A 13,801-nucleotide genomic window follows, 5' to 3' on the forward strand; every position below is an offset into this window, starting at 1 on the left:
TGTTTGCCACAGGTAAAGTTCCGGGCTGGCCAGTGCAAATTTCGCAAATAGTAGAATTAGGCGGCTGGTTTTCACCGTCATTTGAACAAGCGCAAAACATTTTAGACTTTGTTTTCAACTGCGCGTGGATTTCCATTCCAATAATAATATCGTATTTCATAAAGTTAAAATTTATATTTTGAGATTATCATATTAAAAAAACATTGGCAACAATCTTTGCAAAAATTAAACTTCTATAAATTTTTTATTATTTTTGCTTTTATTCCAATATTTTATTTTTACTTTATTTAATTTCTTAGCTTCTCTTGAATATTTTTTAATTAACTTGGCGGTTTTAAATAAAATTTCTTTTTTTTCAACTTCAGAACATTTTTTTATTTTAATCAACGCTGTTGGACCTAAGATTTTATCCAATTCAATTAAGATATTACTTTTTAGTGCTAAATGTTTTAATTTTAAATTTTCTTGATAATTCCTTCCTATTATAATAGTAAAGCCATCTTTATAAAAATGTCTGCCAATTTTTAAAAGCTCAATATCGTTTTTGCTAATATTTTTTTTAAAGCTAAATAGTTTTTTTAATCGTTTGCTAAAATTCAGATCAGTTAAAATACATCCGCCTGCTGGCGAAGGATATTTTTTAATGTTGAACTTTTTTGCCAAAAATATTTGCTGTTTTCTTGATTTTCCAGAAATATTCAACGATTTTTCTCTATCAATTAAACTTTCTTTTTCAAAAATAGTTTTTTCTAATATTCGCGCTGACAATGGTCTGAAAATTTTGTTTCGCAATCCTGTTTTTTTATCCATCAATTTAAAACAGTCCATTCTTTGACTCATCATTCTTTGACCAACTATTTCGCCTGTTGATATAAAATCAAATTTTTCTTTTAGTAAAATTTTTTTTGCCTGTTTCAGCATCAAGAGATGGCAATCAAGACAGGGATTAATTGTTTTGCCATATCCGAATTTTGGATTTCTAACAATTCGCAAATGCTCGCGCGAGATGTCAATAATCTTAATTTTTTTATTTAAAATTTTAGCTGATTTTTTTGCTTGTTTTGCGTTAAAGAAAAAACTCGTGAAAGTTAAAAGTTTTGCTTTGATTTTTTGCTGTTCTAAAATTTTTAAAGCAAGCATTGAATCCAGTCCGCCTGAAAAAAGAAGAATTGTTTTTAATTGTTTTTGTTTTGCCATATTCTAATATTATCAGATTATATTTTCATTGCAATAAAATTTTATATATTCAATACTGCTTATTTTTTATTTTTAAAATATCAATTGTTGTAAAAAAAGCGCGGTCGCATATATTTTACAACAATCTTAAATTTGGTTTTCGTAAATTTAAGAGTTGACAAACTTATGCGGTCGCACATTTTTGTCAACTTTTTTATTTTTTGTATTTCTGTATTATTATTTATATATTTTTAACTGTTGTAAAAAACGCGCGGTCGCATATATTTTACAACAATTAATATAATTTTATTTTGTAAATACCCTGCGACAAAAACCGCAGGGTATTTTACTTATAAAATACTAAAACTTAAAAATGCTTTTTTTGTTTTTTATAACTTATCCTATTTTTTCCACTTTTTATCCACAAGTTATCAACACTCTTTTTTAAAGACTTGCGTTGAAATAAAATAAGGTATATCATATTTATAAAATGCGATAAATTTTTCTATATATCAAAATTATATATGGATAACAAACAACTTTGGCAAGCAATTTTAGGCGAAATGGAACTTTTAGTAAGTAAACCAAACTTTATTACATGGTTTAAACAAACCTATATTTATTCTTTTGAAAATAATTTATTAACTATAGCTGTTCCTAACGCTTTTAGCCAAGATTGGTTTGAAAGAAAATACCACGCGCAAATGTCTAAGGCTATAGAGAATATTACCGACGACCATAATATAAAAATAATATATAAAATAATTACAAAAAACCAATCCTGCGTAAAAAAAGAAAATCAATTTACCAAAAAAAATAAAACATATTCAGTTAATACGGAAGCAAAACCTACGGATGGATTAAATTCTAAATATACTTTTAGTAATTTTATTATAGGAAAAGGCAATGAACTTGCCCATGCCGCCTCAAAATCAATTGTAAAAAAACCAGGAGAAACTTACAACCCCTTATTTATTTACGGCGGGGTCGGACTTGGAAAAACGCATTTAATGCAAGCGATTGGCAATGAAATTACAAAAAAATACTCGTCAAAGAAAGCGCTTTATATACCTTGCGAAAAATTTGTTAATGATTTTATTAATGCTCTTTCAGTAAATAATGTTGATGATTTTAAAAATATATTTAGAAATATAGATCTTTTGTTGATTGACGACATACAGTTTCTTAGCGGAAAAGAACAAACACAAGAGGCATTTTTTCACACTTTTAATGAACTGCATCATGCTAATAAGCAGATTGTATTAACCTCTGATCGCCCGCCAAAAGCGATTGCAACGTTAGAAGACCGAATGATCTCGCGTTTTGAATGGGGAATGATTGCTGATATTTCAGCGCCTGACCTGGAAACTCGCAGCGCGATATTAAAATATAAAGCAAAAGAAAAAAACTTCAGAATGGATACTGAAACAATTGGCTTATTAGCTGAAAATATTAAAAATAACGTAAGAGAGCTAGAAGGAGCACTTAATAAGCTTATTGCTTATCATCAAATAGAAAATATTAAGCCAACAACAGAAAGTGTTCAGCGTATTTTAAGCAATCTTACAAAAATACCAAGAAAAAACCCTGTTAATATTAAAACTTTAATAAATTTAGTAAGCGAATTCTATAATATTTCAAATAAAGATTTATTAGGCGCCTGCAGAAAAAAAAATTTAGTTGTTCCGCGTCAAATAACAATGTATTTAATGAGAGAGGAAATAAAAAGCTCTTACCCGTCAATTGGGAACGAAATAGGCGGACGCGATCATACAACAGTAATTCATGGTTGTGAAAAAATAGAAAAACAATTAAAAACAGATGAAACATTAAAACAAGACATAGAAATACTCACAGAAAAACTTTATAACAGCTCCATATAAGTCCATGTTGATAACCTGTTGATAACTTGTGTATATAATACTATTCTTTTTGGGATAACCCTGTGTAAAAACAGTTTATAAGCTTGCTAAAAAATCTGATTAAACTTTTCCACTTTTTATCCACAGTCTTATCACCCGCTTATATACACAGATTTCAACAATAAAAATCGCTTAGATTAAACAAAAATAGCTATTTTAAAAAGTTATAAACATTATTATTATTACTATTAATTTATATATAATATATTAAATATAATAATATATACTTAAATAAAAAATATATGAAAATAATTTGCACCCAAGAAAATTTAAATAAAGGTTTATCAATAATTAGCAACATAACAGGAAAAAATCCTAATCTTCCTATTTTAAATAATATATTAATTAAAGCTAAAGATAATACAATTACATTATCAGCGACAAATTTAGAAATAGGGATAAATTGTGTGATTAGAGGTAAAATTGAAAAAGATGGAAGATTTACTATTCCAGCTAGGGCTTTTTCAGATTATGTAAATTTAATGGGAAAAGAGCAAATTACACTTGAATTAAAAGATAACAAATTAAAAATATCAAATATTAATTGCAAATCAAAATTCAAAGGAGATATAGCGGATGATTTCCCTGCAATTCCAAAAATTAAGAAGCAAAGCAAATATAGTATTGAGTTAGAAAACATAAGATCAGCTATTTCTAATGTTATTTTTGCTTCAACAGTGATAAGTTCAAGGCCTGAAATAAGCGGAATACTTTTTGATTTTAACGGTGATAACAAACAATTAACTTTAGCGGCGACTGACAGCTATAGATTGGCTGAAAAAAAGGTAAAATTAAAAGATATTAGCGGAAAAAACGAAAAAATCATTATTCCTATTAGAACATTGCAGGAAGTCGTAAGAATTGTTGGCTTGATAAAAGACTCTGAACAGGAAGATAAAAAGCAAAAAGAAATAAATATCTATTTATCAGGAGATGGGCAAGTCTTATTCTCTTTTCCTGACCCTAATATAGGCACTGAGGATAGCGTAGAGCTTGTTTCAAGGGTTATTGAGGGGAATTACCCAGAATATCAGGAAATCATCCCTAAGAGCCATAATACGAAGATTATTGTTGAAAAAAATGATTTAATAAAAGTTGTAAAAGCAAGTAGTCTTTTTACTGAAAGCGGAGTAAACAGTATAAAATTAGAATTTTTTAGCAAGAATAATGAAATGACTATTTTTTCAGCCAATTCCCAAACAGGGGAAAATTTGTCAAAATTACAGGCAAAAATAGAAGGCGAAGATAGCAATATAACGCTTAATTACCGATATTTATTAGATGGATTGCAAAATATTGGCGGTGATATAGCTGTTTTAGAGGTTATTAACAAAGATGTTCCTTGCGCGTTAAAGCCGATAGACAAAGATGACTATATTTACATAATAATGCCGATACGGTTGTAGATATTTTTTAGATACACTGTTTGTGCTATCTAATGAATTAAGTAATGAAATAAAGAGAATAAGATATCTATAAAATTTTCAATTTTCAATTTTTAAACCATTATTTTTGATTGATTTTAATCAAAAAGTGGCCTAATAGTTGAAAAGCGTTGTAATAAGCGGAAAATCAAAAATGATTTTCCGCTTATAAAATATTTTATGTTTCGTATAATATGCAGAATTTTGTATATTATATGAAAATAATTCGCGTAAAAACCAGCTATATTCAATTTTGAAATTTTTAATTAAAATCACAAAACACGCATGAAAGCTTAAAAAATGATTAAATTTATATGTTATGAAGACAATTATCTTTGATTTTGACGGCGTAATTCACAACACATTTGAATTAGCTTATAACATAAATGTCAAAGTTTTAGGCAAAAATTTAACCAAAGAAGAATATAAGGATTTTTTTAATGGAAATATTTTTAAAAGAGAGGAAATGAATAAAAAAAATGTTGAAAAATTTTTTAAAATGCAAAATAAAGCGTTCAAATATTTAAAACTTGAAAAAAATATAAAAAAGATTTTAAAAAAATTGTCTAAAAAATACACTTTGTTTATTATTTCATCTAATCAAGAGTCAGCATTGAACACTTATTTTCAAAATAACAAATTTGTCCATATTTTTAAAGAAATATTAGGCGCTGAAACACATAAATCCAAGGTTGAAAAATTTAAATATTTATTTAAAAAATACAATTTAAAAGTTGACGGGTCTGTTTTTATCACAGACACTTTAGGAGATATACTTGAAGGACATAAGTTTGGTATTAGGACTATTGCGGTAGATTTTGGATTTCATGACAGGGAAAGGCTTAAAAAAGGAAAACCGTTCAAAATAGTTTCAAATTTTGATGAAATGTTAAAAATAATAGAAAATACGCGAGAGTAATTTATATAAAATAAGTTATTTAAAATTTAATTTTTTTATGTAATCAAACAATTAAGGTTTAAAAAGTTTTTATAATACGCAAAATTTACATATTATCAGAAAAATAAATAAAATATTAAATTTTTAAAAGTTAAAAAAATAAAAAAGGAGGTTGTATATTATGAACAAAAAAGAAGAAGAACGTGATATTTTAATGCGTTTTAAAGAACAGAAGGAGGTTAGCAGCGAAAAAGAATATAAAGTTCTCAAACCTTACGCAATAAATGGTATAATAAAATTTGGTTTTAGATTTAAAACAATAAATGTTTTAGCGTCTCTTACCACAAGAGGGAAAGACTTGTTGGGCATAAAATAAAAATCAACATGGTTACTATAAGCGAATAATTTTATTTTTTTAAATTTATTCGCTTTTTTTATACAACATAAAAACAATGTTTCACGTGAAACATTGTTTTTATGTTGTATATTAGATTGTTAATATGTTAAAATGTTATATTGCTAAAGTGTTAGTGTGTTTATGTGCTAAAGCGAGGCTATTTTACCCAATGTTTTTGTTTAATCTCCTTGTTTTCTTCTTCTTTCCTTTCTTCTATCTTCAGTTTTGCCTTTAATCGCAAATTTTTTAATTCTAATTTATAAAGCTGTTTTGCTTGTTTTTTAAGATAAATTTTTTTATTATTCTGCGGATTTTCAATAACTTCTGCTAATAAACAGTCTAAAATAGCCCCGATTTTTGGTCCCGACTCTATATTTAACTCCTTTATTAAGTCATTTCCGTTTATTTTAATCATTTTTACGGAAATAGGATCTTTACTAACTTTATCAATTAAATACTCTAAATGACGCAGTTTATACGGTTTTGCCTTTGGAACCCCTGATCCTAATCGGTCTGCAATGCGCAAATCCATTAAATCTTTCATATTTTCTATTCCAACTTTTTTAACTAATCGTCTTACGCCTGCCTCTGAAACTTCATCAACATTATAGTAAAACATATGATTTTTAACTAAATTACTTACCTTTTCAATATCTTCGTTGGAAAATGCCATTCTTTTCATTATTTTCGCGCTAATTTTAGCTCCAACTATGTCGTGATTATAAAAGGTAGCATTTCCCCCAGAACCTCTTTTTGTTTGCGGTTTGGCAATATCATGAAATAAAGACGCTAATCTAACGCGATAATCTTTACTTGGACAATGTTTCAGCGATAAAATAAGATGTTGAAAAATTGTGTAAATATGGTGTTTGTTTTGGCTAACACCGACTCCAATTTCTAATTCAGGAATGATATAGCGTAAAAGTCCTAAATCCTTTAATAAAGTTATGCCTAAATCTGGGTGATCTGACTTTAAAATTCCAATAAGTTCGTCTTTTATCCGTTCATTAGCGACTTTTTTAATTAAATTAGCGTTTTTTTGGATAGCTTTAAATGTTTTTGGCTCTATTTTAAAATTTAAAGCAACAGCAAACCGAACAGCTCTTATCATTCTTAGCGCGTCTTCTGAAAATCTATCATTTGGATTGCCAACTGCTCTGATTACGCCGTCTTTAAGGTCTTTTTTTCCATCAAAAAGATCAATTATACTTTCTTTTTTGTTTTTTGTTGAATTTTTAAGACTCAAAGCTAACGAATTTATTGTAAAATCGCGCCTTGAAAGGTCATTTTCAATTTTGTTAGTAAATTTTACTTCATCAGGACGCCTTTTATCACTGTATTTTGACTCAATTCTATAGGTTGTAATTTCTATTACATCAATAGTTTTGTTTTTTTCTTTGATTTTTACACCAACTGTGCCAAAATCGTTTTCATAAACGCTATCTGGAAATATTTTTAGGATTTCTTTTGGTTTGGCGTTTGTTGTTATATCCCAGTCTTTTGGTCCGTCAACTGGTGGATTTTGCGTTAACAGATCTCGCACGCATCCGCCAACAATATAGGCCTCAAATCCAGCTTTTTCTATATTTTTTACTGTATTTTGGATATATTTTGGTATTTTCATAAAAAAAACACTAAATTTAATTAATATTATACACTAAATTGTAAGATATACTAGCGTTATTTACGCTTTTTGAAAATTTTTTTTGGTTGTCATTCCGGAAAGTATAATTTCTCGACGAGCTTGCGAGTCGTAAGAAATTAACTTATCCGGAATCTACGTTATATATAACCACAAATCAATTGAAGTTATAGATTCTGGATAAATGATTTTCTAAAAGCTCGCAGACTCGCTTAGGAAATCTATTTTCCGGAATGACAAAAAGTGTAAACAAGGCTCTTGATTCTTACAACTAAATATACTAATCAAATGAATAATGTTTCACGTGAAACATTGATCACATAAACACTTTAACGTTTTTATTAAAATATTAAAATATATTTGGTAATGTTTCACATGAAACATTTATAAATTTATTATAACGGACTTTTTATATTTTTCAAGTTTATTTTAGTATTTTTAGCATAAATCTGGGTTGTTCTTATATTTTTATGCCCCAAAAGTTTTTGAACATAACATATATCTATTCCATTTTCCAATAAATGTGTGGCAAAACTGTGGCGAAGCGAATGAAAATTGGATTTTTTTCTAATTTTAGCCTTTTTTAAAGAATTTTCAAAAATTTTTTGCACTGAACGAGCAGAAAATTGTTTGTTTGTTCTGTTTAAAAATAGAAAATCATTTTTTTTCTTATTTTTTGTTAAATTTTGCAGATTTTGTTTTAATTTTTCTGAAAAAATAGTAAATCTATTATTTTTGTTGTTTGGATTTTTAATATGAATAAAAAGTTTATTGAAATCAATATTTTTTAATTTTAAATTAACAATTTCACTTACGCTTAAACCGGAACTGTAAGACAAAGACAAAATAAGCTTGTGTTGCGCGTTTTTAGCGCTGTTTATGATTTTTTCTATTTCTTTCTTCAACAGAATAACAGGCGGTTTATTTTGTTTTTTAGCGTATTTAACCTTAATTTTGTCTGATTCTTTTAAAATTTCTTTGTAAAAAAATTTAATCGCGTTAATAGATAAATTAATTGTTTGTGAAGACAGTTTTCTTTTTTGTAATGATTTTAAATAAGATTTTATTATTTTTTCATTTGTATCCTTTTTATTATTTTTAGCAAATTCTAAATATTTTTCAATGCAATACAAATAACTTTTAATGGTATCAGGACTATATTTTTTTGATTTTAATCTGTTTTTAGTTTTTTTTAATAAATTTTGCATATTTAAAAAAAATTGTTATACTAAAATGTAGGATATACTAGCGTTGTTTACATTTTTTGTCATTCTAGAAAATAGATTTTCTAAGCGAGTCTGCGAGCTTTTAGAAAATCATTTATCCGGAATCCAGAACTGCAATTGATTTATGGTTATATATAGCGTAGATTCCGAATAAGTTAATTTCTTACGACTCGCAAGCTCGTCGAGAAATTATACTTTTCGGAATGACAACCAAGAAGAATTTTTCAAAAAGTGTAAACAACGCTAGTATATCTTACAACTAATAATATAAGATTTTATAGATTGTTTTGGCTAAAAGCATTATATCATAATTCGTATAATATGCAAATTTTTGTATATTATACGATAATTAGTTTGCATAATAACCAGTTAGGCGACATACTTTTTGAGAAATTACTCGATAAATTTAAAAACTTTTATTTCTTTTTTCTGAATATGAATAATCAGTCAACAAACAAAATTATAGTTCGTGTACAAACGGCTGATGAAGAATTTGAATACTTAATGAAAGTCTTGAACAAAATGGACTTTTATAATCAACATGGTTACAAAATCCCAATTCCAGATCATCCATTTTTTTTGAATATTTCCAATAATCTTGGTTTGATAGAATCTTTAGATGCTGGGGAAGCAAGAGGCATTTTTAAAAAAGAGGTTTATAATCCAAGTTTTTTTGAAAATGGAATAAAGACTGTAAACAAAAATATTGAGTTGGTTGAAAAGGCTGTTAAAAAAATGGAAAAGTGGAAGAATTGGAAATTCAAACTTTTTCCTAAATATGAGGTTAGATTAACATTATATGGTCCTGGTGGTTCATATGATTTCAATCATGGAAATATCATAATGAAAACTAAGAAAAATGGAGAATTTGGCAGAGTTCCATATCACACCATTGTTCATGAAATCATACATATTGGCATTGAAGAATCTATTGTAAAAAAGTTTGAATTAACACATGTTGAGAAAGAGGGATTAGTAGATTCAATTTGCGCGAACTATTTTGGTGACATGTTGATTGATTATAGGGTTCAAAACCTTGGGGAGAAAAAAGTTTTTGCTCTTATTGATAAAGATAATATTATGAAATTGCCTGAAATTATTAGAAAATACAAAAAGAAATAAAAGTTTAAGATGTGTAATTTCTCAAAAAATACGCTACGGGGACGTTGCACTTTCTCTTTGGCAACAAAATAATATAATAAGGAAGCCAAAAAGAACCATCGCCTAACACAGTATATCTGGCTCGCTCGTGCCCTCGCTCGACCCATATTTACCAAAAACTAATTGATTTTTAAAGGAATTTTGGCAAACATCAGATATACTGAAATGTTGTACAAAATAATGAAAAGTTTTATAATTTCTTTCAGAAATTAATTTGGGTCTATCTTTTAAATTTTTAATTCTAAAATTATGTTTCAAGGTGTAAAAAACGGGTGGCAATTAATAAAAGAATCAGTCAAAGTATTTAGTCGTTATCCAAAATTTATCATTCCGTTATTGATTACCTGGCTGGTTTACGCGCCGATTATCTTGTATTTGAAGTACTGGTTCGATTGGGATGCATATACTGGATCTCAGATTTTTCTAATTGTATTTGGAATAATTTTTGTTTTTGCCTTTTTGCTTTCATTTTCTTGCTCTATGTTGCTGGAGTTAATACAACAACTTGAGTCAGAAAAAAAAATGAGTGTTGCGAGTGCATTCAGATATACACTTACGCATAACACAATAAAAATATTGCCAGTAGTTTTCGTTTGGACAATTATTTGGTTTATTCTATTAGTGATTCAAGCACTATTATCAAAAAGCAAAAAGAGAGAAAAAGAATCATTTAGCGCTGAAAATGCGGCAAAAACATTGGCTGGCTATCAAAAGTTTTCGTTGTCCAAAGCTTTTTTTAGAGCATTAGAAAAAGGTGTTCGCATGGTTGTTTTCCTAATTCTTCCTGCAATAGCTTGGGAAAATTTGAGTTTCTGGAAATCTGTAAAAAAAGGTATTGCTGTTTTCAAATCTAATTTATCTGTATTCGTAACAGGTTTTGTTCTTACTGGCTTGGCTTCTGTTATTATCTCTTTGCCACCTGCCATTTTGTTTTATATTTCTGGCGAATTAGAAGTCTCTTTCCCCGACTGGGTTTGGGTGATAACAATAATTTACATCGTTTTTGCTTGGAGTTATTCCATTTACTTAGAGCAAATGTTTATGGCTGAACTATATTTATGGAATCATAAGTGGGAGAAAAAAGTTGCAAAGGCACAGGCTGAAAATAGACCGATTCCAACGCTGAACGACATTCCTAGACCATCAATTCTTGATGAGGTAAATGATCTTTTATAAAAATAAGGATAAAAATTTAAAAAATAGCCACAAATATTTTGCTATCGCAAAATTAAAACTTTTTATTACATCGTAACAGCATATCTGGTTACGGCTTTTTACAAAAGCCTCCACCCATATTTGCCTCCGCTACCTGCCTGCCGGCAGGCAGGCGCTACGGCAAACATCAGATATGCCGAAACGTTATACGCAATTCAAAAAATATTCTTCTAATATGAATAATGACGATAGGCTTTTAAAGGAGGAATACCTGCCTGTCGGCAGACAGGAATTTGATTTTTTCTAAAACAAAAGAGGGGGATAATAATGTGTTTTCTTCCGCTTCGCTTCAGAAAACGAATTTATTAAAATTACTCTTGACAAAATGGGGGGGGGTAATGATAAGATATCATCAGTTCTTTAACATCAAATCACAAGTCCTATTTCTTCATGTTGCTCTTTTGGTCAATAAAGTTAAATGAGAATCCATGATGGATTTTCAGCCAAAAAAGTAATTGAGAGATAATAGGCAAGAAAGGAGAAAAAGCCATGAAACGCGACTGGAGCAAGTTCAAAACAAAAGCGGTTGTTGCTTCGTCAGAGAAGCAAAATCGTGCCAACATGGGACGCCCTTGTTGTGGCGGTTCGTGCATCGGCGGCAATTGCAAAGCCGTTCCGAAAATCGCCAACATCTTCAAGTAGGCGAACCTCAACAGTGCCCCATAGCACAAATGCTCTGGGGCCTATTTTTCCAGAAAGGAGAACGAAGAGATGAAACAGATATTTATTCCAGAAAAAGTGGTTTTTCACATTGAATCCGATGGACAAGTAGGGACCATTCACGATCTGAAAAGTGGCAAAAGAGCATATGTTAATACTGACACGATCGAAGTTATTCAGTATCTGCTCAATGGATGTGCTCTTGATTCTTTCTTTCCTGCTGAAGAAATACCACGGAAAGAAAGGATAGGATTGATCCGTCAAAGCGAATCGGTTTTGCGTAATTTGGTGTTATCTGGACTTTTAGCTGAGGAGAGATTGAGTAAGCAAGGATTGATTAAGAAAGTAACGTCCAATCCGCCACTTAGGGTGGTTTTCGTTGAGTTGACTAAAAAATGCAATCTGCGGTGCGAACACTGCTATGTTCCAGATTGCAGTGTTTCTGAAGCAAAAGCGAATACCAACTCGACGACCTTTGATGATATCCGCGATTTAATTTCGCAAATCGACGAATTGGGTGTGATGGAACTCCAACTCACGGGAGGAGAACCGTTCATATTACCCCGCATTCTTGACATCATCAAGGAGGCGCAGAGTAGATTGATTCCTTGTTCGGTTTTTACCAACGGAACCTTGATGACCGAAAAAATTTTCCGATACATATCTGAAAATAATTATGGTTTGATTTTTTACATCAGCCTAGACGGTTATCAGGAAACTCACGATGCTTTTCGCAAACATCGTGGAGCGTTCCAAAAGACCGTTGCGACAATCAAACGACTGTTGCAAATAGGTTGTGACGTTAGAATCAATACTTCGATCGGGAGGCACAATATCGTGGAAATGCGCCAATTCATCGAATTTGTAAAAAATGAATTCGGTGTTTTGCACAGACTGGTTACCGTAGAACCGATTGGCCGAGCCAACGCTGAAATGACCATTTCCGCGGAGGAATTTGCGGATCTACTCCAAGAAAGCGGTAATACCTTTGAGTTTCTTGACAGCCATGACTCAATAGCGGATTGGATAATCCCCGCCTGTGGCATCGGTTCGTCAATGTTGTTCGTTGACGCATACGGCAACATATCGCTTTGTCCGACTTTGACACAGAGAGAAAATCCGGGATTCTTGGCCGGAAACATAGCACGTTCTTCTTTGAAAGACATCTGGGAAAATTCTCTGGTTTTCAAAAAAATCAGGGGGTTCCAGTGCAGAGAAGTGGAGCAATGTCATTTTCGCGAACTCTGCAAAGGAGGTTGCAGAAGTCGAGCTTATCTTGCTACCGGTGATGTTAATTCACCAGATCTCGCAATGTGCTTACTATACAATGCGAGATAAATTTAAGCCCAATTATTCTTGATTGGGCTTTATTTTTTGGTTTTAAAATGATAAAATTTATTTATGAATATGCCAAAAGTAAAATTTACCCACATTTCATTATCCAAAGAAGTTGACTGGATACACGGTTTTTTATTTCAAAATGAATGGGGTTGGGGTAAATATATAATCAGAAAACATCCTAAAATTAAAAAAGTTTTTTCTTTTAAGACGGAGGCGGAACAAATTAAGTTTTTAAGAAATTATACAATCCAATTTAAAAAAGACAATCAAAAACTAATAGAAAAAAATAAAATAAAATATCAAAGAGAATGGCAGAAAATTGAAAAAGATTTTTTCATTTTACTTTCAAGAATTATGCAAATTGATTGGCCTAAAAATAGGAAAATAATTAAATCAATGATTTCTGTTAATCCAATTTGTCCTCGTTTTTTAAATAATTGGAGTTTTTCTATTTTTTATAACTACAAAAAAATGTCTCACGCCATGGAAGTGATTATGCATGAATCCTGTCATTTTTTGTATTTTGAAAAATGGAAAAAATTATATCCAAAAGTTAACAATAAAAAATTTGAATCACCTCATATAGAATGGCATTTAAGTGAACTGATTGCTCCGATTATTTTAAACGACCAAAGAATAAAAAAAATATTGAAGCTAAAAGCTGTTTTTTATGAAGAACATAAAAAAATAAAAATAAACAATAAAACAGCTCCGGAATATTTTACTGAGTTTTATAATA

General features: G+C 29.8%; 13 protein-coding genes. 8 read left to right on the top strand and 5 right to left on the bottom strand.

Annotation, left to right across the window (positions count from 1 at the left end):
- Both U9O55_02445 and U9O55_02450 read right to left on the bottom strand, forming a co-directional pair.
- A partial coding sequence (locus U9O55_02445) for an Asp-tRNA(Asn)/Glu-tRNA(Gln) amidotransferase subunit GatB (protein MEA2088673.1) occupies positions 1–160 on the bottom strand: 160 nt, incomplete at its 3' end.
- Positions 161–225: 65 nt separating this feature from the next.
- Positions 226–1,197 (bottom strand): tRNA 4-thiouridine(8) synthase ThiI, encoded by a 972-nt coding sequence (locus U9O55_02450; protein MEA2088674.1) that lies wholly within the window; start codon positions 1,195–1,197, stop codon positions 226–228.
- Between the two features lie 503 nt (positions 1,198–1,700).
- Between U9O55_02450 and dnaA the strand changes: the two genes are divergently transcribed.
- The 4 genes from dnaA to U9O55_02470 all read left to right on the top strand — a co-directional run bounded on the left by dnaA (position 1,701) and on the right by U9O55_02470 (position 5,796).
- The gene (gene dnaA / locus U9O55_02455) at positions 1,701–3,059 is read left to right on the top strand and encodes a chromosomal replication initiator protein DnaA (GenBank protein ID MEA2088675.1); all 1,359 of its coding nucleotides are present in this window, start codon (positions 1,701–1,703) and stop codon (positions 3,057–3,059) included.
- A gap of 281 nt (positions 3,060–3,340) precedes the next feature.
- Positions 3,341–4,504: a DNA polymerase III subunit beta gene (gene dnaN, locus U9O55_02460; protein MEA2088676.1), complete on the top strand. Its 1,164-nt coding sequence runs from the start codon at positions 3,341–3,343 to the stop codon at positions 4,502–4,504.
- Positions 4,505–4,841: 337 nt separating this feature from the next.
- Positions 4,842–5,441: an HAD-IA family hydrolase gene (locus U9O55_02465; protein ID MEA2088677.1), complete on the top strand. Its 600-nt coding sequence runs from the start codon at positions 4,842–4,844 to the stop codon at positions 5,439–5,441.
- A 160-nt stretch (positions 5,442–5,601) separates the two neighbouring features.
- A complete protein-coding gene (locus tag U9O55_02470) occupies positions 5,602–5,796 on the top strand; it encodes a hypothetical protein (protein ID MEA2088678.1) in 195 nt (64 codons plus the stop codon).
- A gap of 178 nt (positions 5,797–5,974) precedes the next feature.
- On the opposite strand, the gene U9O55_02475 is transcribed toward U9O55_02470, so the two are convergent.
- Positions 5,975–7,441: a CCA tRNA nucleotidyltransferase gene (locus U9O55_02475; GenBank protein MEA2088679.1), complete on the bottom strand. Its 1,467-nt coding sequence runs from the start codon at positions 7,439–7,441 to the stop codon at positions 5,975–5,977.
- A 413-nt stretch (positions 7,442–7,854) separates the two neighbouring features.
- On the bottom strand, positions 7,855–8,667 hold the full coding sequence (locus U9O55_02480) for a tyrosine-type recombinase/integrase (GenBank protein MEA2088680.1): 813 nt from the start codon (positions 8,665–8,667) through the stop codon (positions 7,855–7,857).
- 453 nt (positions 8,668–9,120) lie between these two features.
- Here U9O55_02480 and U9O55_02485 point away from each other — a divergent pair, with 453 nt between their 5' ends.
- A complete protein-coding gene (locus U9O55_02485) occupies positions 9,121–9,807 on the top strand; it encodes a hypothetical protein (protein MEA2088681.1) in 687 nt (228 codons plus the stop codon).
- Between the two features lie 288 nt (positions 9,808–10,095).
- The gene (locus U9O55_02490; GenBank protein ID MEA2088682.1) at positions 10,096–11,022 is read left to right on the top strand and encodes a hypothetical protein; all 927 of its coding nucleotides are present in this window, start codon (positions 10,096–10,098) and stop codon (positions 11,020–11,022) included.
- A 419-nt stretch (positions 11,023–11,441) separates the two neighbouring features.
- Here U9O55_02490 and U9O55_02495 read toward each other — a convergent pair whose 3' ends face one another.
- Positions 11,442–11,693 (bottom strand): hypothetical protein, encoded by a 252-nt coding sequence (locus tag U9O55_02495; protein ID MEA2088683.1) that lies wholly within the window; start codon positions 11,691–11,693, stop codon positions 11,442–11,444.
- A gap of 79 nt (positions 11,694–11,772) precedes the next feature.
- Here U9O55_02495 and U9O55_02500 point away from each other — a divergent pair, with 79 nt between their 5' ends.
- Together U9O55_02500 and U9O55_02505 are read left to right on the top strand one after the other, a co-directional pair.
- Positions 11,773–13,059, top strand: coding sequence for a radical SAM protein (locus U9O55_02500; protein MEA2088684.1), 1,287 nt, complete (start codon positions 11,773–11,775; stop codon positions 13,057–13,059).
- Positions 13,060–13,122: 63 nt separating this feature from the next.
- Positions 13,123–13,801: hypothetical protein (locus tag U9O55_02505; protein MEA2088685.1), on the top strand; the 679-nt coding region annotated here is incomplete at its 3' end.

The organism is Patescibacteria group bacterium, assembly GCA_034660655.1.
In the GTDB taxonomy this organism is placed as follows: domain Bacteria; phylum Patescibacteriota; class Patescibacteriia; order JAACEG01; family JAACEG01; genus JAACEG01.